Raw genomic sequence first — 23,099 nt, 5'->3', positions numbered from 1 at the left:
CGACCCTTTTGCGTATTCAGCGCGGATGGCTTACATACGCTCGACGGTTTCGATACCCAGTGTATCCAACCCGGCTTTCAGCGTCTTCGCGGTCAGTAAGGCCAGTTTCAGGCGGCTTTGACGAGCTTCTTCGCTGTCTGCGTTCAGGATCTGACAGTGTTCATAGAAGCTGGAGAACAGGCCCGCCAAGTCGTACAGGTAGCTACACATCACGTGTGGTGTGCCGTCACGTGCTACGGTGGTGATGACTTCTTCAAATTGCAGAAGGCGTGTCGCCAATGCAATCTCGCGTTCTTCCGTCATGACCAACGGCAGGGTCAGATTGCTTTCGTCGACGCCGGCACGTTTAAATACGGAAGAGACACGGGTATAGGCATACTGCATATAAGGCGCGGTATTACCTTCGAACGCCAGCATGTTGTCCCAGTCGAAGATATAATCGGTGGTACGGCTTTTTGACAGGTCGGCATACTTCACCGCACCGATGCCAACGGCATTGGCCAGATTTTGCATTTCTTCTGCAGGCATGTCCGGGTTTTTCTCGGCGATCAGTTTAGCGGCACGATCGACGGCTTCATCCAGCAGATCAGACAGTTTTACCGTGCCCCCTGAACGGGTTTTGAACGGCTTGCCGTCTTTACCCAACATCATGCCGAACATGTGGTGTTCGAGCGAGAGAGAGTCCGGGATATAACCGGCTTTACGCACGATGGTCCAGGCCTGCATCAAATGCTGGTGCTGACGCGAGTCGATGTAATACAGCACCCGATCGGCGCCCAGCGTCTCATAGCGGTATTTAGCACAGGCAATATCGGTAGTGGTGTACAGGTAGCCGCCATCTTTCTTCTGGATGATGACGCCCATAGGCTCGCCGTCTTTATTTTTGTATTCATCGAGGAATACCACGGTTGCGCCTTCGCTTTCTACTGCCAGCCCCTTAGCCTTGAGATCGGCGACGATGCCAGGCAGCATCGCGTTATACAGGCTTTCGCCCATGACATCGTCTTCGGTCAGGGTCACGTTCAGCCGGTTATAAGTCAGCTGATTTTGCGCCATGGTGATGTCGACCAATTTACGCCACATTTTCAGGCAGTATTGATCGCCACCTTGTAATTTAACGACGTAGGCACGCGCGCGCTCGGCGAACTCTGCGTCTTCGTCATAGTGCTTTTTCGCTTCACGATAGAACTGTTCCAGGTCAGACAGATCCATATCGCTGGCGTTTTCGTTCTGCATTTTTTCCAGATAGGCAATCAACATGCCGAACTGGGTGCCCCAGTCGCCGACGTGGTTGGCGCGGATCACTTTATGGCCCAAAAACTCCTGCGTACGTGCAGCAGCGTCACCGATAATGGTGGAACGCAGATGGCCGACGTGCATTTCTTTCGCCACGTTAGGGGCTGAGTAGTCGATAACGATGGTTTGCTGTTCGACAGGGGCAATATCCAGTTTTGGCGCACTCAATACGCGGTCGGTTTGCTGTGCGACCCAAGCGCTGTTCAGGAAGATATTGATAAAGCCTGGACCGGCGATTTCCACTTTGCTGGCGATGTCGCCGAGCTCAAGGAGCTGCACCACTTTTTCTGCCAATTGGCGGGGTGGCATGCCAAGTTTCTTGGCAACGGACATCACACCATTGGCCTGATAGTCACCAAACTGTGCTTTTGCTGACTGACGGACTTGCGCTTCGCAATCGGCTGGCGCGCCTGCGGCAATCAGCGCCTGGCTGACTTTATCTGAAAGAAGAACCTGAATATTCACCGGGTTACCTTAATGACGAACGAGGGGCCGTGTGCCATGCCCCTACGGGATTCAAAGGTGGTTTTCTGGCTGCACGTCAAGACGGCGGCCCACCACAAAACAGCCTGTAATTGTAACCGATTTGAGGGAGGACGTCAGCAGTTGGCGAGGGATAAGCTGAAAGTCGCGGAGCGCTAAATGAGAGGAGTAAACGGATAAAAAAAGAGAGGGAATGAAGAGACCAAAATAGGCAAAGCTAGTGCCTTTTGTTCCGACGACCACCGTCTAACGTGTTATTGCGGCGTGATTTGAAATGACGGAATATCGCGTATGCGGCAATAACTATCAATAGCAGGGACATTATTAAAAGTATCATAACTAATTATCTCAAACTCAATTTTCACTAAAGTAGCTTAATTGATATTTTCACGCAATTGCACAAATCTTGTTTAGGATGATTCTCATGTTGTTTTTATTTTAATTGACTATAAAACAATGGGTTATAATGAAAGGCTTATTGTTTTTTTATTTCTATTGTGCCAGTGGGTGCTGTCTTCTTAATCATATGTATCTCTTGTTATTGCGATTTTATAACTTAATAAGTTAGTAGTATTCTTAAGTCTTACGTCATGATTAAACGTTATAAACTTATGCAACAATGAGTTTTCGGAATTAAAAACTGGGAAAAACGAAACACGGCTGTAATAAAATCTAAATAAATTGTTATTTTGTGCTTTTTATAACCAGCTGCATTCCTGGTTTAGTTGATGGCCGCACTCTGCACCAAAAAAGTCCGCTTGCCGAAGGTTTCCGTATGGATAGCTGAGCCTTCGGCGTGTAAATTACACCACCTGAAAATCGCTTTCCGTTGTTTCGAGGATTCTATGACGACTTTTACGGCCATTGCCGAGCTTAACGATTTGGTGCTGGATCTGCCGCGCTTTGAACAGGCACTGAACCGCTTTGCCGAGAAGTTGCACCTGGATTTAACACAGTTCAGTGCGGACCACATATCGGTACGCTGCCATCAAAACACAACGGCCGATCGCTGGCGCGAAGGGCTACAACAGTGTGGCTCACTGTTGTCTGAGGCGATAATCAAGGGGCGTCCTATTTACCTGTTTGATCTTCAACAACCCCTTAACGTGGGACCTTGGCAGATTGACTGTATTGAGTTGCCTTATCCCGGTGATAAACGTTATCCGCATGAAGGCTGGGAACATGTGGAACTGGTACTGGGTGGCGATCCTGCCACGCTTTACGCGCGCGCGCTGGCTCAGTTGCCTGATGAAGCGCTATTGGCTCAAGGGATAAAACTGAAACAGAGTTCGCCACAGACTGATGGGGAGCGTCTGCCGAACCCGACGTTGGCGATCACCGACGGCAGCGTGACGATCAAGTTTCACCCCTACTCGATTAGGGACGTTGTCGCCAGCGAACAACGTTAGCCTGGCATTAGTGAGTGGGTGGCCATCAGCATACGACCCAACGCTTGGATGAGTAGCTCGCGCCGACAACCAAAATTCAAGCGGACAAAATGCCGGTTACCAAAATCTAGGCCCGGGCTTAATCCAACGCCCGCCCGTTCAAAAAAGGCATGCGGATTGTCGACGGCCAGTTGGCGGCAGTCTATCCACGCCAGGTAGGTTGCCTCAATCGGTTGTAGCTGCAGGCCGGGCATGGCATTAATACGCTCGGTCACCAAATCACGGTTGGCACGCAGATAAACCAACAGTTCGTCCAACCACTCTTGCCCATGCTGGTAGGCTGCCTGTGCGGCAACCAGCGCCAGTATATCCACTTCAGGTACGATGCCACTGCGTGTGCGGATCAGCTTTTGCCGCAAAGCAGGGTTGGGCACAATCGCCATCGAGGCACCCAGTCCGGCAATATTAAAGGTTTTCGACGGCGACATCAGCGTAATGCTGCGCTGGGCGGCATCCTCATTTAACGTGGCAAAGGGGATGTGCTGACACCCTGGTTCAAGCAGGAGATCACAATGGATTTCATCGGAACAGACGATCAGATCGTGGTTTTGAGCGAACGAATGTTGCTGTAACAGCTCTTGCCTGCGATAGACAGTGCCGCCCGGATTTTGCGGGTTACACAACAGCAGTAATTTTTCTCTGCCATTGAGCTGTTCCGTGAGGGTGGTGAAATCTAACACCCATCGCTTCTCCTTCAGTGCCAGCGGTACCTGCAACTGCGAGCGTCCAGCGAATTTCGCCGCTTTGCGAAACGGGGGATAGATCGGTGATGGTGCCAGCGTGCCTTCGTTTTCAGCCGTAAAAGCCCGCACGCATAAATTTAGACCGCAAACCAATCCAGGCAGGAAAATCAGCCATTCAGGATTGATACGCCAGCTATAGCGTTCTAGCATACGCTGGCTAAAAACCTCAATGAGTGCAGGGGATGGATGCCCATAGCCGAACACGGCATGGGCCACTCGCTGCTGTAATGCATCGATGATAGCGGGGGGTGAAAGGAAGTCGGTGTCAGCAACCCAGAGCGGAATAATGTCGCGGTCACGATATTTATCCCACTTAACGCTGTCACTGTGACTACGGTCTACCCATTGATCAAAATTGAATGCCATAGTTACTACCCTGAGCTGGTTTATACCTATGTCCGTCATATTGACGTTGCATTTTTGTTACGTGATGCAGCTCCAATTATTTAGGGGCTCTGTATGAGCCTACGTGAGAAATGGAAGAATTAACAATTACTGTCACATGTTAGCCGTCATCTGGGGGTGACAATGATTAAACTGGAAGTTTGTTGCTATAGCGTCGATTGTGCGCTGACGGCTGAGCGGGCAGGTGCCGATCGTATAGAACTGTGCGCCAGTCAGAGTGAGGGGGGGCTGACACCCAGCTACGGTTCATTACGCCTGGCGCGGGAGCGGGTCAGCGTACCTGTGCATCCGATCGTTCGCCCGCGGGGCGGCGATTTTTGTTATAGCGCCGTAGATTTTGACATAATAAAGCACGATATTGCGCAAATCCGCGACATGGGTTTTGCCGGTGTGGTAGTTGGAATGCTGGATGAAGAAGGGCATATCGATCTGCCGCGTATGCGCGAAGTGATGCGCTTGAGCGGCAATATGGCGGTGACTTTCCATCGTGCTTTTGACATGTGCCAAAACCCGATGGCCGCGCTTGATCAGCTCACACAGTTGGGCGTCGCGCGGATACTGACATCCGGTCAGCAGCAAAATGCAGAGCTGGGTTTACCCTTGCTGCGTGATCTAGTGCAGGCTAGCCAGGGGCCAGTGATTATGGCAGGGGCAGGAGTTCGGCTCAGTAACTTGCACAAGTTCGTTGATATTGGCATTCAGGAAGTGCATAGCTCATCCGGCCATGAAGTGCCTTCGACCATGCGCTATCGCAAGGCTGGCGTGACCATGTGTTCAGACAGCGAGGTTGATGAATTTAGCCACTATTGCGTCGATGGCGAAATGGTAGAGGCGATGAAAAACGCGTTGGCACTGGTTGATCCGTTGGCGCAGAGTGCATAAGTACCCAGCTATCGTTGTTTAGACGGAAAGAAGCCATGGTACGCGCATAAACTTATAGCAGGCCCCGATTATATCGGGGCCTTTTTAATGTCATTCAGAATAGAGACAGGGAACTAAAATCGAAAATTTGTCCTGGACTGATACCACAAGCAAGAATTCTCACTGTGTTACCGTTTGAACCCGGGTTGACCAGGATATCGTGGATTGTCCGGGTGTTACTCATATAAAACTGTGCATAAAACAGGTTGCCTATCTGTACCCAAGGTACCGTGTCACTTTCGATAAGATCGGTATAGTTATCGTTAAAACTCCGTGCCCATATTCCTGTTGAAACACTTGGCTCAGGCGTGCCAGGTGGCACACTCGCATTTGGGTCACCAATGGATGAGGCGACTGCCCAAAAGGTTCTATTACCGATACTCCGATGAATGCGCTGCAGAATGCCCTTGTATCTTGGGTTAGCACCGGTTGATGTGATTTGATTGCTGTTTGCCGTCAAATTACCATCTATTGACCAGTTGACTGGCTGACTAGTGGTATCGACATCAACCAGGCTGGCATTATCAAGGTAGTTCTGCGGTGCAGAGGTCTACTGATATACACGCTGGGCAATAGTGATTTCCCCTCTGAGCAGGTTATATCCGCTGGCGTTATTAAGTGCGCCATTCGTCCATAGCGGCATAACGCTGTTACTGAAAGCCAACTGATAGCCACTGTCAGCCGCAAAATATATAGCCTGCGGTGAAAGGGTACCTTTAGGATTATTGGCGGTAGAAAATGTCACATTGGTGATGTGAACCGGCGTAATATTTTGGCGAGATACCGATTTTTTTAACACCAGGAACCCCCCGTCGAGGTCACCATAATCATTAATGTAAGAGCCGTTGGCGATCTGAATATTTGCTGCAGAGTCAGAGTCGATCTCAAAACAGGTGCCGTTACGGTCGGCCATAAAGTTGGTCAGACTGACGCCACCTAAGTAGCTGGTTCCTAACGTCGTGGATCTCAGGAAGACTTTTTTGCCATAGGCGAAAACGTTGGTCAAAAAGGTATTGTCATGGCGATCCAGGTTAAAAGCGCATGAACCTTCCACTGTTAGTGAGGCTGTGACTGCTTTTTCTGTCGGGCGAACGACGTTAGGATTAACATGAACATTAGTAAATCTGTTTATTTCTCGGCTCCCGGAGATCTTGTAATCACAACGGATAGCCCAGCCGTAAATACTATCGAAGTAGTTGGCTTCGCCGCTAGCATTAACGAAGTCATAAGCACCTACATAGCGACAATGTGATACCGACAACGTGCCTGTTGAAGTGATCGTTGCCCCGTACTGTCTGAATTGCGCACTACTTTCCGCGGTATAGATCTGATCTGGATACAAGAATGACCAGCCATCAAAAACCACGTCTCGAGCACAGCTGAAGCATGTCACCCCCACCGGCTTACGGATAATAAATGCACTGTCGTCCGTAAGCCCCGCGCGGGCAGGGCCGTTGGTCGTATTGCTGGAAGGCCCTTGTGCCATGGCTGTGCGATTCCCTTTTAGGGTGACTCCCGCAGGAACGGTAATCGCAGTGGCTCTGTTAAGCAGATATTGTGCATTATTGCTGGTAAAGACGATTTTGTTCTTCAGTGAAGAGACTGCTTTGATGGCGGCTTCTACAGCATCATCTGAAGAGGTTAAACCCGTTGGGTCTGCACCAAAATCGTCGAAGGTGATCCTATTGCCGAACCTTTTCCAACGCGCGCCTGAGGCGGTGACAATCACTGTGCCATTGTTGTCGACGCTGGTGCTATCCGTTGTGTCATAGTAGAACTTACCGGATCCTTGATGACTACCCGCCTGATGGGAAATCAGAAATACGACTTGACCATTCTCAGTAGGTGCATAGGCTCGGAGTGCATTGATACTATCGATATATTGTAATGTCGTCATGGCGTTATCCTCTATTGGGGTCATCGCCATTGTAGGAGAAGGTAACATTTTTAATGCAACGTTCCCGTGTCGGTGAGACATGACACAACACGTTGAGACGAAAGTGTTAGGAGTGGGTTTTTTACCATGTGTTAAGGGCCCAACATGTGCTGAGCCCTTAAAGCAGGAAGGGGTTAAGGCTTTTTCGCCACTAACACGGCACGCAGTGGGGCGGGATAGCCTTCGATGGTCTTGCTCGAATCGTTTGGATCGAGGAACTCGGCCAGTGACTCGCTGGTCATCCAATCGGTGCGACGCTGTTCATCGGTACTGGTTACGCACATGTCGGCGATCTTTACATCGACGAAACCGCATTTCTCCAGCCAGCACTTCAGGGCTTCAGCCGACGGAATAAAGTACACGTTGCGCATTTGCGCATAACGGTCACCCGGGACCAGCACTTGATTGCGATCGCCTTCTATCACCAGCGTTTCCAGTACCAGCTCGCCTTCGTTGACCAATTGGTTTTTCAACTGGTACAGGTGATCCAGTGGCGAACGACGGTGATAGAGCACCCCCATCGAAAAGACGGTATCAAAGGCAGCCAACTCTGGCAGTTGTTCGATACCGAGGGGCAACAGATGAGCACGCTGATCGCCGCCCAACAGCTTACGCACCGCTTCGAACTGACACAGGAACAGTTGCATCGGATCGATACCTACCGCCAATTGGGCACCGGCACCCAGCATACGCCACAGGTGATAACCGCTGCCGCAGCCGACATCGAGAATGGTACGACCGGCCAGTGGTGAAATGTGCGGTAATACGCGATCCCATTTCCAGTCAGAGTGCCATTCGGTATCGATATCAATGCCGTACAAGGAGAACGGGCCTTTACGCCACGGCATCATGGTGCGCAGCATTTTCTCGATGCCTTCCAACTGGCCCGGTGACAGCGGTGAGTCCATATCGGCACGCACACCATTCAATAAATCGAGGCGGGTTGGTGTCAGTGCAGGCAGATGGTCAACGGAGTTAAACCACTGCTTGAACTTGCCATGCAGCGATTCACGTTGCCAGGCGCTGAGCTGGGCAGGGAGAGTATCCAGCCAGTGGCTGAGGTTGCTTTTCGCGATACGCTGGTAAAAATCACCAAACTCAATCATGCCGTGGCCCCCGATTTCAAGGCGATCAGTGAACCAAAGTTAAAGCACTGGAACCAAACTTCCGCATGTTCAAAACCGGCCTGTTTCAGGCGGGCTTTGTGGGCATCTACCGAGTCTGTCAGCATAACGTTTTCCAGCATGCTGCGCTTCTGGCTGATTTCCAGTTCGCTGTAGCCGTTGGCGCGTTTGAAATCGTGATGCATGTTGAACAGCAATTCGCCGACGTCGGCATCTTCAAAGCTGAACTTCTCTGACAATACCAACGCACCACCCGGACGTAGCCCAAGGTAGACCTTTTCCAGCAGGCGCAGACGGTCTGCGGGCTCGAGAAATTGCAGGGTAAAGTTCAACACGACCATCGAGGCGTTTTCGATTTTGATATCGAGGATATCCGCTTCGATAACCTCTACCGGCGTGTCGGCACGGAAGGCATCAATATGGCGGCGGCAACGTTCAACCATGGCCGGAGAGTTGTCGACGGCGATGATGTTGCAACCCGCCACCTTGATATTCCGTCGCATCGACAGCGTTGCTGCGCCCAGAGAGCATCCAAGATCATACACCTGGCTGTCGGGTTGAACGAAACGTTCGGCCAACATGCCAATCATTGAAATGATATTGGAATAGCCGGGGACGGAACGCTGAATCATGTCGGGGAACACTTCAGCAACGCGTTCGTCGAAGGTCCAGTCGCCTAATTTGGCGATCGGTGCAGAAAAAAGAGTATCGCGGTTTGGCATAGCGGCAAATCAGTTCAGAATTCGAAGGGGCATATTCTAACAGATAACGGCAAGAAAGCGCAGCGGAAGCAGGCGGCGTAGCCGCCTGAGGAGCAACAGGGGATCAATGCAGGCTGAAAATAAGATCCCATGGCAGATAGAAAATGTTGGCTAATACCATTAGCACCAACGAAATGTAGGTTGCCGCCATGCCTGAACGACGCCAGCGAACTTCACGATTACGTAAGCCGTAGTAATGCACCAGGCGACCGGCCATCAGCATCAGGCCGCAAATATGGATCATCCATATTTCAGCGCCGTTCATTTCCATGAGCACCAGCAGTACGGCTGCAATAGGAATGTATTCTACGGCATTACCGTGAACGCGGATGGCGGTCTGTAGCTCATAAAAGCCCCCGTCGCCGTAAGCAACCCGGTATTGCATCCTTAGCCTAACCACGTCATAAGAGAGTTTGATCAACAACAATGCGCCGAGCACTACATAAAGCGCGCTTACCATTTTTAACTCCATTCCCTAACCAAAACTGGCAGCGAGCATCATAGCTGCCATTGCAATCACTGTCGCGAGGAAAAATCTGATGTAATCAGTCAGATTAATCGGTTAAAACAGTGCATCCTGCTCCGGCCAGTCCGGTGGCGAGGGTAAATTCGGAATTGCCTGATACAGCTGCTGCCAGATTTTCTGCGCTTGTTGGGGAGAGTCGCCGTTATCCGGCGTATGGATAAACAGAAATGGCTGGTGTTTTTGTTGCCAAAGGGGCAGTTTCTGCTGCCAGGCATCGAACCAGCGCAGGTTGTCCTGCAAGACGTCGCCACCGATAAAACGCACCAGCGGGTTGTTGGCCGTGACCAAGGCGTGCACCGGCAGCTTAGGCTTTTTCTGTTGTGCGTCACGTACGGCAGCGCTGTTGGGGATGGCATGATGTACGGGCCGGCTATCAAGGATGACCCGATTGATACCGCGCTGATGCAACCCCTGATTTAACAGCCGCTCTTCTTCCCCGTTGCCGAAGAACGCGGGGTGTCTAACCTCCACGCCGTAAGTAAACTCTTTCGGCAATGCATCAAAGAATTGCCACATCGCCGGCAATTCAGCCGGGCCAAAAGCCGCAGGCAATTGAAGCCAAAGCTGGCCAATGCGTTGATGAACGGGGCTCAGACACTGATAAAAGGCCTGCAGTTCAGCGGCGCAGTTGCGCAGCGCGGCCTGATGGCTGATGGTGGCGGGAAACTTGAAACAAAAGCGAAAATCGTCGTTGGTCATATCGCGCCAGCGCTGGACGATGTCCAGTTTAGGCAACGCGTAGAAGGTGGTATTGCCTTCCACGCAATTAAAATAGCGGCTGTAATCCGCCAGATCGCGTAGCCCGATACGGTGCCAGGCCGGGTGTTGCCACTGTGGGAGTCCGATATACATCAGGCTTGCTTCTTCCTTAATTATTCCCGTCAGTCTACACGTTAACGTTACTCGTTAAGTGCGGCAAGAATTTCGCGGGTGCTGCGTATACGCGCCAGCCGCGGGAAGATATTGTCGAAAGCAAACTGGTGCATTTCTGCGTTTGCTGTGCTGCACACGTCTTCGGCGATCACCAATTCGTAGCCGTGTTCCCAGGCGGCGCGGGCGGTAGATTCCACGCCAATATTGGTGGCAATTCCCCCTAGCACAATGGATTTAATGCCGCGGCGACGCAGTTGCAGGTCAAGATCGGTGCCATAAAATGCGCCCCATTGGCGTTTGGTCACCAGAATGTCGCTGTCACTCACTGCCAGAGCGTCAGGAAATTCCCACCAGTTGGCAGGCAGCCCGCCGGCTGGCGCGGGAGATGGCTTGTCTACCGGCTGTTTCAGCGCTTCAGCGAAGGAGTCTGACCAGCCGACGCGCACCAGGAACACCGGGGCCGCCAATGAACGGAAATGTGCGGCTAACTGTGCACCATGGGCAACAACACTCTCGGCGCTGTGCGGGCCTCCAGCATAGGGTAGAATGCCGTTTTGCAAATCAATCAACACCAGGGCAGTGGTGTGGGCATCAAGTTTCAACATGGTCATATCTCGTGACGAGGTGGATAAAATGCGCGCAAACGAAACCGCGCGCCAAACACGTGTTGATTCAGGCTACGTGAAAAAAGGGTCACCGGTTAATGGGAAATTTGTTAATCAATGTGTTATTTCGGGCAAAAACACGTCATTTAGTGCTGCAACAAAGCTGTGTTCGCACTTATCTGGCGCATGAATTTCCTTTATAATGATCGCCTTTTTTCAACACACTTTACGCCAAAGACCTATGCCGATTTATGAATATGCATGTGGTGCTTGCAGCCTTCGGTTAGAGAAACTGCAAAAATTTTCCGATGCGCCGCTGACAGATTGTCCGGCGTGTGGGCAGCCCGCGTTAACCAAGCTGATTTCTTCCACGGGGTTCCAGTTAAAGGGCACCGGTTGGTATGCAACAGACTTCAAACCGGGCAAGAAATAGAGTTCATCAGAAATTATCAGAAAACAGCCGTGTGGCAGGTGCCAAAAGCCCGCGCGGCATCGGCTTAAGCCAAAAGGATAGCGTATGCGTACTGAATATTGCGGGCAGTTGAATCTGTCCCACGTGGGCCAGGAAGTCACTCTGTGTGGTTGGGTCAACCGTCGTCGCGATCTGGGCGGCCTGATCTTTATTGATATGCGCGACCGCGAAGGCATCGTGCAGGTGTTCTTCGATCCAGACCAGAAGGTCGCGTTCGATAAGGCGTATGACCTGCGTAATGAATTCTGCATCCAGATCGTCGGCACAGTGCGTGCGCGTCCGGACAGCCAGATCAATAAAGATATGGCCACCGGTGAAGTCGAAGTCTTCGCTCATGCCCTGGAGATCATCAACCGCTCCGAACCATTGCCGCTGGACTCCAACCAGGTTAACAGCGAAGAAGCGCGCCTGAAGTATCGCTACCTGGATCTGCGTCGTCCTGAAATGGCTGACCGCTTGAAAACCCGCGCTAAAATCACCAGCTTTGTGCGCCGCTTTATGGACAGCCACGGCTTCCTCGACATCGAAACACCGATGCTGACCAAAGCTACGCCGGAAGGCGCGCGTGACTATCTGGTACCGAGTCGCGTGCATAAAGGCAAATTCTATGCGCTGCCGCAGTCACCACAGCTGTTCAAGCAGTTGCTGATGATGTCCGGTTTCGATCGCTACTATCAAATCGTCAAGTGCTTCCGTGACGAAGACTTGCGTGCTGATCGCCAGCCTGAATTTACCCAGATCGACGTGGAAACCTCTTTCATGACTGCCGAACAGGTGCGTGAAGTGATGGAGAAATTGGCACGTGAACTGTGGCTGGACGTGAAGGGCGTTGATTTGGGCGATTTCCCGATCATGACCTTCGAAGAAGCCATGCGCCGTTACGGATCTGACAAGCCAGACCTGCGTAACCCGCTGGAGCTGGTGGACGTTGCCGATCTGGTAAAAGACGTGGAGTTCAAAGTCTTCTCCGGTCCGGCCAACGATGCTAAAGGCCGCGTCGCTGCCATTCGCGTTCCTGGCGGCGCGCAGTTGACCCGTAAATTGATCGACGAGTACGGTGCATTCGTTAATATTTATGGTGCTAAAGGCCTGGCTTGGCTGAAGGTTAATGACCGTGCAGCGGGCATGGAGGGTGTACAAAGCCCTATCGCTAAATTCCTCAGTGCGGACGTTCTGGAAGCTATCCTGGCGCGTACCAACGCACAGACTGGCGATATTCTGTTCTTCGGTGCCGACAGCTTCAAGATTGTGACTGATGCGATGGGCGCGTTGCGTCTGAAACTGGGCCGCGATCTGGAACTGACTAAACTGGACAGCTGGGCACCGCTGTGGGTGGTTGACTTCCCAATGTTCGAAGAGGACGGTGAAGGCGGCCTGGCGGCGATGCACCATCCGTTCACGGCACCACGCGACATGAGCCCGGAAGAGCTGGCCGTAACGCCAACCAACGCCATTGCCAACGCATACGACATGGTGATTAACGGTTATGAAGTGGGTGGTGGTTCTGTGCGTATTCACCGCAGTGAAATGCAGCAGACGGTCTTCAGCATCCTGGGCATTACCGAACACGAACAGCGTGAGAAATTCGGTTTCTTGTTGGACGCATTGAAGTACGGTACACCACCGCACGCCGGGCTGGCCTTCGGTTTGGATCGTCTGGTGATGCTGTTGACCGGTACGGACAACATCCGTGACGTTATCGCCTTCCCGAAAACCACGGCTGCGGCCTGTTTGATGACCGAAGCACCCAGCTTCGCCAATCCGGCGTCGTTGCAGGAGCTGGCTATCTGTGTGGTAAAGAAAGCCTCTGCGGAACAAGAGAGCGAGTGATGAACTACAAGCGACCCGAGTCTATTCTGGTAGTGATTTATGCCATCTCCAGTGGCCGGGTGCTGATGTTACAGCGACGCGATGATACGGAATTCTGGCAGTCGGTTACCGGCAGTCTGGAGGACGCAGAATCGCCGCCGCATGCCGCGCGGCGTGAGGTCAAGGAAGAAGTCGGCATCGATATCGAAGCAGAGAATCTGCCGTTGTTCGATTGCCAGCGCTGTGTGGAGTTTGAACTCTTTGTCCATTTGCGACATCGCTATGCCCCGGGGACCACGCGCAATAAAGAGCATTGGTTCTGTCTGGCTTTGCCTGAAGAGCGAGATCCGGTGATTACCGAGCATCACGCCTACCAGTGGCTTGACGCGGCGGAAGCCGTGAAACTGACCAAGTCCTGGAGCAATCAGCAGGCGATTGAAGAGTTTGTGATTAATTCAGTCCAGTAATTTTTTCGGAGATTTTTATGGCAGGTCATAGTAAGTGGGCCAACACAAAGCACCGTAAAGCAGCGCAAGATTCCAAGCGCGGTAAAATTTTCACCAAAATTATTCGCGAGCTGGTGACGGCTGCGAAACTGGGCGGTGGCGATCCGGGTGCTAACCCGCGTCTGCGCGCGGCGATCGATAAGGCGCTGTCTAACAACATGACGCGTGACACCCTGAACCGTGCTATCGCACGCGGTGTGGGTGGTGATGATGATTCCAACATGGAAACCATCATTTATGAAGGTTACGGCCCGGGCGGCACTGCCGTCATGATCGAATGCCTGAGTGACAACCGTAACCGTACCGTGGCAGAAGTGCGTCATGCCTTCACGAAATGCGGCGGAAACCTTGGTACCGATGGTTCAGTGGCTTACCTGTTCACCAAAAAAGGCGTAATCACTTACGCACCGGGTCTGGATGAAGACGTGGTAATGGAAGCAGCACTGGAAGCCGGCGCTGAGGATATCGTCAGCTACGACGATGGGGTGATCGACGTGTTCACCGCGTGGGAAAATCTCGGCGAAGTGAAAGATGCACTGACTGCTGCCGGCTTTACCGCTGAGTCAGCGGAAGTTTCCATGATCCCATCGACCAAGGCCGATATGGATGAAGAAACTGCACCTAAGTTGCTGCGTCTGATCGACATGCTGGAAGACTGTGACGACGTGCAGGAGGTTTACCACAACGGTGAGATCTCCGACGAAGTTGCAGCTACGCTGTAATCAGCTTGAAGTATGGCGCTGCTGCGTGGCAGCGCCTGGCAACATTAATGCCTAACGCAAGGTGGGTGTAGGGATGACGATCATACTCGGTATCGATCCCGGATCGCGCGTCACCGGTTACGGCCTTATTCGTCAGCAAGGCCGTCAGTTAAGCTATGTCGCCAGCGGCTGCATCCGCACCGTGGTGGATGACATGCCGACGCGTTTGAAGCTGATTTACGCCGGCGTCAGCGAAATCATTACCCAGTTTAAACCGGACTTTTTCGCCATTGAGCAGGTGTTTATGGCGAAAAACCCGGATTCGGCGCTCAAGCTTGGGCAGGCGCGCGGCGTGGCGATCGTCGCTGCCGTGAACCAGGATCTGGAAGTGTTTGAGTATGCGGCACGACAGGTAAAGCAGACGGTGGTCGGCACGGGCGCGGCGGAAAAGGCACAGGTGCAGCATATGGTGCGTTCGTTGCTTAAACTGTCGGCTAACCCTCAGGCTGATGCCGCCGATGCCCTGGCAATTGCCATTACCCACTGCCACCTCAGTCAAAACGTGCTGAGGATGAGTGAAGGGCGGTTGAACCTGGCGCGTGGGCGTTTAAAGTAGTGCTTAATCAGCGATAACTGAGGCTGGATATTCATCCAGCCTTTTTTATGTTATAAGCTTTACCAGCACGGCATGGCAGAAGGTCATGCTCAGGAATTCAGCAGGAGGGTAAATGATAGGTCGTCTCAGAGGATATATTCTGGAAAAGCAGCCGCCACTGGTATTACTGGAGGCAAACGGTGTGGGCTATGAAGTGCATATGCCGATGACCTGTTTTTATGAGCTGCCGGAGCTGGGGCAAGAGGCTATCGTGTTTACCCAATTTGTGGTGCGCGAAGATGCACAACTGCTGTATGGCTTTAATGATAAGCAAGAGCGTGCGCTGTTCCGCGAGTTGATCAAAGTGAACGGCGTAGGGCCAAAGTTGGCGTTGGCTATTTTGTCCGGTATGTCTGCGCAACAGTTTGTCAGTGCGGTGGAACGCGAAGAGATCACGTCCCTGGTGAAATTACCGGGCGTGGGCAAGAAAACCGCAGAGCGCCTGGTCGTAGAAATGAAAGACCGCTTCAAAGGGCTTAATGGCGATCTGTTTAACAGCAGCAGCGAAATCACGCTGCCTGCCATTTCCGCACAAACCGTCGAGGTGGATGCTGAAGCTGAAGCCGCCTCTGCGCTGGTGGCATTGGGCTATAAACCGCAAGAGGCCAGCCGCATGGTAAGTAAAATCGCCAAGCCGGGTGCCGATTGCGAAACCCTGATCCGCGACGCGTTGCGCGCCGCGCTGTAAGCGCCGATAAGAGGTAGAGAATGATTGAAGCCGATCGCCTGATTTCTGCCGAGCCGATCAATGAAGAAGAAATTCTTGATCGCGCAATACGGCCGAAGCTGCTGACGGAATATGTTGGTCAGCCGCATGTCCGCGAGCAGATGGAAATCTTTATTCAGGCGGCCAAGCAGCGTGGCGATGCGCTGGACCATTTGCTGATCTTCGGCCCTCCAGGGTTGGGTAAAACCACGCTGGCCAATATCGTTGCTAATGAAATGGGCGTTAATTTGCGTACCACTTCCGGCCCGGTGCTGGAGAAGGCAGGGGATTTGGCGGCGATGCTGACCAATCTCGAACCGCACGACGTTCTGTTTATTGATGAAATCCACCGCCTTTCTCCAGTAGTAGAAGAAGTGCTGTATCCGGCGATGGAAGATTATCAACTGGACATTATGATCGGCGAAGGCCCCGCTGCACGTTCGATCAAGCTCGATTTGCCGCCTTTTACGTTGGTGGGTGCTACCACCCGTGCCGGTTCGCTGACATCGCCATTGCGTGATCGTTTCGGTATCGTGCAACGCCTGGAGTTTTATCAGGTTGCCGATTTGCAGCACATTGTTTCACGTAGCGCTAACTGCCTGGGGCTGGATCTGTCGGACGAAGGGGCGCATGAAGTGGCTCGTCGCGCGCGGGGGACTCCACGTATCGCTAACCGTTTGCTGCGCCGAGTGCGCGACTTCGCCGAAGTCCGCGCCAATGGCGTGATCAGCGGCGATGTGGCGATGCAAGCGCTGGACATGTTGAATGTTGACGCGGAAGGTTTCGACTACATGGACCGCAAGCTGCTACTGGCAATTATCGACAAATTCACCGGTGGACCTGTTGGTTTGGATAACCTGGCGGCTGCGATTGGCGAGGAACGAGAAACGATCGAGGACGTTATCGAGCCTTTCCTGATCCAGCAAGGTTTTATCCAGCGCACACCGCGTGGGCGCATGGCTACCAATCATGCTTATAAGCACTTTGGTATGGTGCGCGAAGAGTAAGTCTTGCGTGGTCATCTGCATGAAAAAGGGCCGCTAATTGCGGCCCTTTTTCATATCTGCACGGGGAATCAGGCATGCTGCTTTTTGGATAGGCTCAAAACAAACAGCACGGCTGCGCTCAGAACTACCGACGGGCCGGCCGGCGTGTCGTAAAATGCCGAGAAGGCTAACCCCCCCGTCACCGCAAGCACACCAACCAGTACCGCGTATCCGGCCATTTGTTCCGGTGTGCGGGCGAAACGCCGTGCGGTTGCCGCTGGGATAATCAACAGTGAAGTGATAATCAGCGCGCCGACGAATTTCATTGCCAGGCCGATGGTGAGGGCTGTGACCAGCATTAACACGGTGCGTGCTCGCACCAGGTTAACGCCGTCAACGTGCGCGAGTTCCGGGCTGATGGTCATCGACAGCAGGTTACGCCATTGCCACCACAGGATCAGCAGCACGAGAGTAACGCCAATACCAATCATCCAAATATCGTTGAGCGTGACCGACAGCAGATCGCCAAACAGATAGGCCATGAGATCGACCCGGACGTTGGACATCAGAGCAACCACCACCAATCCCAGCGAGAGCGCGCTGTGCGCCATAATACCGAGCAGGGTATCAACGGACAGTTGCGGACGACGCTCCAGCCACACCAGCACCAGTGCCAACACCAGCGTGACAGCAATCACCGCGTAGAACGGATTCACGTCAAGCAGCAGGCCGAACGCCACACCCAAGAGTGAGGCATGCGCCAAAGTATCCCCGAAATAAGACATCCGACGCCAAACCACAAAAGAGCCGAGTGGCCCTGCGGCACCGGCAAGAAGCACCCCGGCAAGCCAGCCAGGTAATAACAGTTCAATCATGCCTCACGGCCCCCGGTTTTCTTCAACACAATTCGTCCTTGCAGGTCATGGCGGTGATTATGGTGGTGGCGATAGACTGCCAGTTGTTCTGCGCCACGGTTGCCGAACATGGCGATAAATTCAGGATGCATCGACACCACTTCCGGCGCACCGGAACAACAAATGTGTTGGTTGAGGCACAGCACTTCGTCGGTTTTCGCCATCACCAGATGCAGGTCATGGGAAACCATCAGTACCGCGCAGCCTAATTCTTTGCGCAGCTGATCGATCAGATCGTACAACGCTAGTTGGCCATTGACGTCGACCCCTTGCGTGGGTTCATCCAGCACCAGCAACTGCGGTTTATTCAGTAAGGCCCGAGCCAGCAGCACGCGCTGGTTCTCACCGCCAGAGAGCTTTTGCATTGGCTGATCAATCAGGTGCGCTGCTTGTACACGCTTAAGCGCTGGCAGGATATCGGTTTTTTTAACGCCGGGTTTTAGGCGCATAAAGCGGCTGACGGTAAGTGGGAGGGTAGCGTCGAGGTGCAGCTTTTGCGGCACATACCCGATACGTAAGCCAGGCTCACGTGCCAGTGTGCCTTCCGTTGGTGCAATGAGCCCCAACACCACGCGTACCAGCGTGGATTTGCCCGCACCGTTTGGGCCGAGCAGCGTCAGGATACGACCCGGCTGCAGGCTGAGCGAAATATTCGACAGCACCTTACGGTTGCCAAAGGATACGGAGATATTTTTTAGCGTTGTCAGTGTGGACATCTCATGATTACATTTTGCAGAACTAACCGAATGTTATAATATCACGCTTCGCTAACGAAAACGACGGGATTACGGATAATGGCACAGAAAAATAAATGGTTACAACGCACGCTACTGGCCAGTGCATTGATAATGGCGGGACCGCTGAGCAACGCCTCTGCGGCGGTGGTGACGTCCATTCGCCCATTGGGCTTTATCGCCTCGGCAATTGCTGATGGGGTAACGCCAACGGAGGTTCTGTTGCCGGACGGTGCATCACCGCATGACTTCGCGCTGCGGCCTTCCGATATTCAGCGTTTGCGTGCCGCGGATCTGGTGGTATGGGTAGGTCCAGATATGGAAGCCTTCCTGACAAAATCGTTAGCGCCAGTAGCGGCTAAACACCAGGTCGCCATCAGCGAACTGAGTGGCGTGAAACCTTTGCTGATGAAAGGCGAAGATGATGACCACGATCATGAACATGCAACAGATGCGCATAATCATGCCGACCATGATGAGGGCGACGGGCATCATCACGGTGAATATAACATGCATGTTTGGCTGTCCCCAGAAGTGGCAAAAGTGACCGCGATCGCGATTCACGACAGGTTATTGGAACTTATGCCACAAAATAAGGACAAATTAGACGCAAACCTGCGCCAGTTCGAGAATCTGCTGACGCAAACTGACAAAAATGTTGGTAACATGCTTAAGCCTGTGCAAGGTAGGGGATATTTTGTTTTTCATGATGCTTATGGCTATTTTGAGAAACACTTCGGCTTGAGCCCATTGGGCCATTTTACCGTTAACCCCGAAATCCAACCTGGAGCACAGCGCTTACACCAAATTCGAACACAGTTGGTTGAGCAGAAAGCAGTATGCGTTTTTGCTGAGCCACAATTCAGGCCAGCCGTAATCAATGCTGTTGCCAAAGGGACCAATGTGCGTTCAGGAACGCTGGATCCGCTGGGCATCGGCATCGCACTGGGTAAAGACAGCTACGGGAACTTCCTGACTCAGTTGTCAAACCAGTACGTGAGCTGCCTGAAGTAAAGATTATGAGGATAAAATCGAGTGCAGCAGATAGTCCGAACTATCGCTCTGGCGTATAACAACCTGCCACGGCCCCACCGCGTCATGCTGGGGTCGTTGACAGTCGTTACATTGGCCGTCGCTGTTTGGCGGCCTTTTGTTTATCACCCAGAACATAACCCCATCGTTAAGAGCATTGAATTAGAATCCAGCCAATTACGTTCCTTGTTACCTGAAGCCAGTGAACCGATCGACGTTGACCAACCCACCCCCGATGATGACATCCCACAGGATGAGCTGGACCAGAAGGTCGCCGGCGAGGATGGAGTGCATGAATATGTGGTTTCGACGGGCGATACGCTGGGCAGTATTCTGACCCAATATGGCATCGATATGTCGGACGTCACGCTGTTGGCATCGCAAAACCGCGATCTGCGTAATCTGAAAATCGGCCAACAACTGTCCTGGACAGTGAACGAAGCCGGCGATTTGCAGCGTTTGACGTGGGAAGTGTCTCGACGTGAGACCCGCACCTACGATCGTACAGGCAACACCTTCAAAGAAACCCAGGAAGCTCTGCAAGGCGAATGGCGCAACAATGTCATCAGTGGTCGTTTAAACGGCAGTTTTGTCAGCAGCGCCAGCAATGCCGGCCTGAGTCGTGCTGAGATCAATGCAGTAATCAAAGCGTTGCAATGGCAGTTGGACTTCCGTAAGTTGCGCAAGGGCGATCAGTTCTCTGTGTTAATGTCCCGTGAACATTTTGACGGCAAGAGTGCGCAGAGCCAGTTACTGGGTGTTCGCATGCGTAGCGGCGGTAAAGACTATTACGCCATTCGTGCCGAGGACGGTAAATTCTACGATCGTCAGGGTTCTGGTTTGGCGCGTGGCTTTATGCGTTTCCCAACCATGAAACAGTTCCGCATTTCCTCAAACTTCAACCCGCGCCGCGTTAACCCTGTGACAGGGCGTATTGCACCGCATAAAGGTGTCGACTTTGCGATGCCGGTAGGTACCCCGGTGCTGGCTGTCGGTGACGGTGAGGTGTTGATCGCCAAACGTAGCGGAGCTGCGGGTAACTATGTGGCGATCCGCCATGGTCGTCAGTACACCACGCGCTATATGCACCTGAAAAAGCTGTTGGTCAAGCCAGGGCAGAAGGTGAAACGTGGTGACCGCATCGCATTATCCGGCAATACGGGCCGTTCTACCGGCCCACATCTGCACTTTGAAATGTGGACTAACCAACAGGCGGTGAACCCGTTGACGGCGAAACTGCCACGCTCTGAAGGGCTGACCGGTAAAGATCGCAGCGATTATTTGGCGCAGGTGAAAGAAGTGGTTCCTCAACTGCAGCTAGATTAATGCATTTGTCGGGGCGCGTTACCGCGCCAGTGATTCCATCGGCCTGATTACGGGCCGATGTTGTTTTATATTGGCGCTTCGCCGTTGTTAATTGCAAAATCAATCATTGCAATTATGATTAGCCGAACCGCTAAGTTAAGAGCTTGTGCATGCAAAACGAAAAAAAATCAAATCCTGAGTTCATCCCGCAATTTCAGAAAGCCTTTTACCACCCGCGCTACTGGGGCGTTTGGTTAGGAACAGGGCTGATGGCCGGTATTTCGCTGGTGCCTGCGCGCCTGCGCGATCCGGTGCTTGGTGCGATTGGTAAATTGGCAGGCAAGGTTGCTAAAGGCGCAAGGCGTCGTGCTCGTATCAACTTGTTGTATTGCTTGCCAGAGGTGTCGGAAAGCGATCGTGAGCACATCATTGATGAGATGTTCGCCACAGCGCCACAATCAATGATCCTGATGGCGGAACTGGCCTGCACTAAACCGGAAAAGGTGTTGAAGCGCGTTCGGTGGCACGGTGAGGAGGTGCTGGATAAAATCCGTGAAGAAGGTCATAACGTGATCTTTCTGGTACCGCATGGCTGGGCAGTAGATGTACCGGCAATGCTGATGGCTGCTCGCGGCCAGCCGATGGCGGCGATGTTCCATAACCAACGCAATCCTCTAGTCGATTATCTGTGGAATAAGGTGCGTCGCAAGTTTGGCGGCAGAATGCATGCCCGGAATGACGGCATCAAGCCGTTCATCAGCTCAGTGCGCCAGGGTTACTGGGGTTATTATCTGCCCGATCAAGATCACGGTGCAGAACACAGCGAGTTCGTCGACTTCTTCGCGACCTATAAGGCCACATTGCCGGCCGTTGGGCGTTTGATGAAGGTTTGTCGCGCAGCTATTGTCCCGCTATTCCCGGTCTATGATGGCAAAACCAGCATGCTGGATATTCATATTCGCCCGCCGATGGATGACTTGGCCACGGCTGATGATCACTATATTGCACGGCGAATGAATGAAGAGGTTGAGAATCTGGTGGGGCCAAACCCAGAACAGTACACCTGGATCCTAAAACTGTTGAAAACGCGTAAAGAAGGGGAAATTGAACCCTATTCACGTGACGATTTATATCGCTAAATCCAGTTTTTGCTGACGGCCAAGGGCCAGACATCTTCGGGGGTCTGGCCCTTTTTGTTGCGGGGCTTAAATATGCACCATGCAGCCTTGAGCTATCAGGGGTTCCAACACGGTAGGCATATGGGCAAAGTTGTTCCAACGTAGATCCAAGCGTCGTAAACGGGTCAAGTTCACCATACTGTCCGGCAGAGTACTTAAACGGTTAGCGCGCAGGTCAAGCGTGGTCAGCGCGGTTAATTGGCCCAAATCGGCGGGCAACTGTTGTAACTGATTGGCCCGGAGGTTGAGGTCAGTCAGGTTGCTGAGGTGACAAAATGCGTCTGGCAGCAGACCGATGGCGTTATTTTCAACGTCCAGCACCGCCAGCTCGGACAGCTGAGAGAGCTCATTCGGCAATGCCGTCAGGCGATTGTTCATCAGATGCAGTTCTCGCAGTGCCGTTAACTGACCAACAGAGTCAGGCAATGCAGCAATTTGGTTGTTGTACAACCGGAGTTCTTGCAAGGCGCTGAGCTGAACGATAGCGGCCGGCAACTGAGTCAGCTGGTTATCCGTCACATTCAGATAGCGCAATTTGCGTAGTTGACCCAACTCAATGGGCAGATCGCTAAAGGCATTATCACTCAGATATAAATAGGTCAAATTGTGCAACTCACCGATTTCTGCAGGGACGTGAGTGGCTTGGTTGTGGCCGCAATCCAGCATCGCAAGATGTTGCAGTTGGCCAATGCCGATCGGCAGTTCACAAAGTTGATTGCAGGAAATATTCAACACCTGCAGATCGGTGTGTTTGAACATTTGCGCAGGGAGCTGGAGGAGTCGGTTGTTGTATAAACTGATTTTCAGCAATGCGTTGCCTTGCAGGCAGGCATCATCCAAATGTTCCAGCCCCTGGCTGTCCAAATTCAGCGCGTTTAGGCTGCAGTTTTGCTGTGGGTGTTGATGAAGCATCAATGGCTCTCCGTTTGCCGAGCGGCGACTGGAGGGGAGTTTAACAGGGGAAAGGGCAGAGTGGGGAA

At 52.5% G+C, this 23,099-nt stretch carries 23 protein-coding genes; 12 read left to right on the top strand and 11 right to left on the bottom strand.

Features of this window, described 5'->3' with window-relative positions; genetic code table 11:
- Nucleotides 1–30: 30 nt before the first annotated feature.
- Complete coding sequence (gene argS, locus JOE25_RS08320; RefSeq protein WP_209634009.1) at nucleotides 31–1,761, bottom strand: arginine--tRNA ligase; 1,731 nt, start codon at nucleotides 1,759–1,761, stop codon at nucleotides 31–33.
- Between the two features lie 863 nt (nucleotides 1,762–2,624).
- Between argS and JOE25_RS08315 the strand changes: the two genes are divergently transcribed.
- On the top strand, nucleotides 2,625–3,188 hold the full coding sequence (locus tag JOE25_RS08315) for a VOC family protein (RefSeq protein WP_209634007.1): 564 nt from the start codon (nucleotides 2,625–2,627) through the stop codon (nucleotides 3,186–3,188).
- Here JOE25_RS08315 and JOE25_RS08310 read toward each other — a convergent pair.
- Nucleotides 3,185–4,336 (bottom strand): PatB family C-S lyase, encoded by a 1,152-nt coding sequence (locus tag JOE25_RS08310; protein WP_209634005.1) that lies wholly within the window; start codon nucleotides 4,334–4,336, stop codon nucleotides 3,185–3,187. The two genes, JOE25_RS08315 and JOE25_RS08310, sit on opposite strands and share 4 nt — an antisense overlap.
- A 162-nt stretch (nucleotides 4,337–4,498) precedes the next feature.
- Here JOE25_RS08310 and cutC point away from each other — a divergent pair, with 162 nt between their 5' ends.
- A complete protein-coding gene (gene cutC, locus JOE25_RS08305) occupies nucleotides 4,499–5,257 on the top strand; it encodes a copper homeostasis protein CutC (RefSeq protein WP_209634004.1) in 759 nt (252 codons plus the stop codon).
- Nucleotides 5,258–5,846: 589 nt separating this feature from the next.
- Here cutC and JOE25_RS08300 read toward each other — a convergent pair.
- The 6 genes from JOE25_RS08300 to JOE25_RS08275 form a co-directional block, all read right to left on the bottom strand.
- The gene (locus tag JOE25_RS08300) at nucleotides 5,847–7,193 is read right to left on the bottom strand and encodes an exopolysaccharide biosynthesis protein (protein WP_245209715.1); all 1,347 of its coding nucleotides are present in this window, start codon (nucleotides 7,191–7,193) and stop codon (nucleotides 5,847–5,849) included.
- 173 nt (nucleotides 7,194–7,366) lie between these two features.
- Nucleotides 7,367–8,338, bottom strand: coding sequence for a tRNA 5-methoxyuridine(34)/uridine 5-oxyacetic acid(34) synthase CmoB (gene cmoB / locus JOE25_RS08295; RefSeq protein WP_209634002.1), 972 nt, complete (start codon nucleotides 8,336–8,338; stop codon nucleotides 7,367–7,369).
- Complete coding sequence (gene cmoA, locus JOE25_RS08290) at nucleotides 8,335–9,078, bottom strand: carboxy-S-adenosyl-L-methionine synthase CmoA (RefSeq protein ID WP_209634000.1); 744 nt, start codon at nucleotides 9,076–9,078, stop codon at nucleotides 8,335–8,337. The genes cmoB and cmoA overlap by 4 nt, the downstream gene beginning before the upstream one ends.
- A 103-nt stretch (nucleotides 9,079–9,181) precedes the next feature.
- Nucleotides 9,182–9,577, bottom strand: a complete 396-nt coding sequence (locus tag JOE25_RS08285; RefSeq protein WP_061806450.1) for an MAPEG family protein — start codon at nucleotides 9,575–9,577, stop codon at nucleotides 9,182–9,184.
- Nucleotides 9,578–9,679: 102 nt separating this feature from the next.
- Nucleotides 9,680–10,495, bottom strand: coding sequence for a DUF72 domain-containing protein (locus JOE25_RS08280; RefSeq protein ID WP_209633998.1), 816 nt, complete (start codon nucleotides 10,493–10,495; stop codon nucleotides 9,680–9,682).
- Between the two features lie 47 nt (nucleotides 10,496–10,542).
- Nucleotides 10,543–11,121 (bottom strand): hydrolase, encoded by a 579-nt coding sequence (locus JOE25_RS08275; RefSeq protein WP_209633996.1) that lies wholly within the window; start codon nucleotides 11,119–11,121, stop codon nucleotides 10,543–10,545.
- 202 nt (nucleotides 11,122–11,323) lie between these two features.
- Here JOE25_RS08275 and JOE25_RS08270 point away from each other — a divergent pair, with 202 nt between their 5' ends.
- The 7 genes from JOE25_RS08270 (at nucleotide 11,324) to ruvB (ending at nucleotide 16,977) form a co-directional block, all read left to right on the top strand.
- Nucleotides 11,324–11,554: a zinc ribbon domain-containing protein gene (locus tag JOE25_RS08270; protein ID WP_322740269.1), complete on the top strand. Its 231-nt coding sequence runs from the start codon at nucleotides 11,324–11,326 to the stop codon at nucleotides 11,552–11,554.
- A gap of 84 nt (nucleotides 11,555–11,638) precedes the next feature.
- Nucleotides 11,639–13,423 carry an aspartate--tRNA ligase gene (gene aspS / locus JOE25_RS08265; protein ID WP_209633994.1) on the top strand — a complete coding sequence of 595 codons (1,785 nt, stop codon included), beginning with the start codon at nucleotides 11,639–11,641 and terminating at the stop codon, nucleotides 13,421–13,423.
- A complete protein-coding gene (nudB, locus tag JOE25_RS08260; RefSeq protein WP_037419820.1) occupies nucleotides 13,423–13,869 on the top strand; it encodes a dihydroneopterin triphosphate diphosphatase in 447 nt (148 codons plus the stop codon). The genes aspS and nudB overlap by 1 nt, the downstream gene beginning before the upstream one ends.
- 17 nt (nucleotides 13,870–13,886) lie before the next feature.
- Nucleotides 13,887–14,630 (top strand): YebC/PmpR family DNA-binding transcriptional regulator, encoded by a 744-nt coding sequence (locus JOE25_RS08255; protein WP_209633992.1) that lies wholly within the window; start codon nucleotides 13,887–13,889, stop codon nucleotides 14,628–14,630.
- A 73-nt stretch (nucleotides 14,631–14,703) separates the two neighbouring features.
- Entirely contained in the window at nucleotides 14,704–15,225 is a 522-nt protein-coding gene (gene ruvC / locus JOE25_RS08250) for a crossover junction endodeoxyribonuclease RuvC (protein WP_037419817.1), read from the top strand.
- Between the two features lie 112 nt (nucleotides 15,226–15,337).
- Nucleotides 15,338–15,952 carry a Holliday junction branch migration protein RuvA gene (ruvA, locus tag JOE25_RS08245; RefSeq protein WP_209633991.1) on the top strand — a complete coding sequence of 205 codons (615 nt, stop codon included), beginning with the start codon at nucleotides 15,338–15,340 and terminating at the stop codon, nucleotides 15,950–15,952.
- Nucleotides 15,953–15,972: 20 nt separating this feature from the next.
- Complete coding sequence (ruvB, locus tag JOE25_RS08240) at nucleotides 15,973–16,977, top strand: Holliday junction branch migration DNA helicase RuvB (protein WP_209633989.1); 1,005 nt, start codon at nucleotides 15,973–15,975, stop codon at nucleotides 16,975–16,977.
- A 68-nt stretch (nucleotides 16,978–17,045) separates the two neighbouring features.
- Here ruvB and znuB read toward each other — a convergent pair whose 3' ends face one another.
- Together znuB and znuC are read right to left on the bottom strand one after the other, a co-directional pair.
- Entirely contained in the window at nucleotides 17,046–17,831 is a 786-nt protein-coding gene (znuB, locus tag JOE25_RS08235; RefSeq protein WP_209633987.1) for a zinc ABC transporter permease subunit ZnuB, read from the bottom strand.
- A complete protein-coding gene (gene znuC / locus JOE25_RS08230) occupies nucleotides 17,828–18,586 on the bottom strand; it encodes a zinc ABC transporter ATP-binding protein ZnuC (protein ID WP_209633985.1) in 759 nt (252 codons plus the stop codon). Before znuC ends, znuB begins: the two co-directional genes overlap by 4 nt.
- 78 nt (nucleotides 18,587–18,664) lie before the next feature.
- On the opposite strand from znuC, the gene znuA reads away from it, so the two are divergent.
- From znuA to lpxM, 3 genes are all read left to right on the top strand, one after another.
- Entirely contained in the window at nucleotides 18,665–19,618 is a 954-nt protein-coding gene (gene znuA / locus JOE25_RS08225) for a zinc ABC transporter substrate-binding protein ZnuA (protein ID WP_209633983.1), read from the top strand.
- A 21-nt stretch (nucleotides 19,619–19,639) separates the two neighbouring features.
- A complete protein-coding gene (mepM, locus tag JOE25_RS08220; protein WP_209633981.1) occupies nucleotides 19,640–20,962 on the top strand; it encodes a murein DD-endopeptidase MepM in 1,323 nt (440 codons plus the stop codon).
- Between the two features lie 149 nt (nucleotides 20,963–21,111).
- The gene (gene lpxM / locus JOE25_RS08215) at nucleotides 21,112–22,080 is read left to right on the top strand and encodes a lauroyl-Kdo(2)-lipid IV(A) myristoyltransferase (protein ID WP_209633979.1); all 969 of its coding nucleotides are present in this window, start codon (nucleotides 21,112–21,114) and stop codon (nucleotides 22,078–22,080) included.
- Nucleotides 22,081–22,146: 66 nt separating this feature from the next.
- On the opposite strand, the gene JOE25_RS08210 is transcribed toward lpxM, so the two are convergent.
- On the bottom strand, nucleotides 22,147–23,031 hold the full coding sequence (locus JOE25_RS08210; RefSeq protein WP_209633977.1) for a leucine-rich repeat domain-containing protein: 885 nt from the start codon (nucleotides 23,029–23,031) through the stop codon (nucleotides 22,147–22,149).
- Nucleotides 23,032–23,099: the final 68 nt, after the last annotated feature.

This window comes from Serratia sp. PL17 (assembly GCF_017832355.1).
Taxonomy (GTDB): domain Bacteria; phylum Pseudomonadota; class Gammaproteobacteria; order Enterobacterales; family Enterobacteriaceae; genus Serratia.
This window is presented reverse-complemented; position numbering and strand designations above follow the sequence as displayed.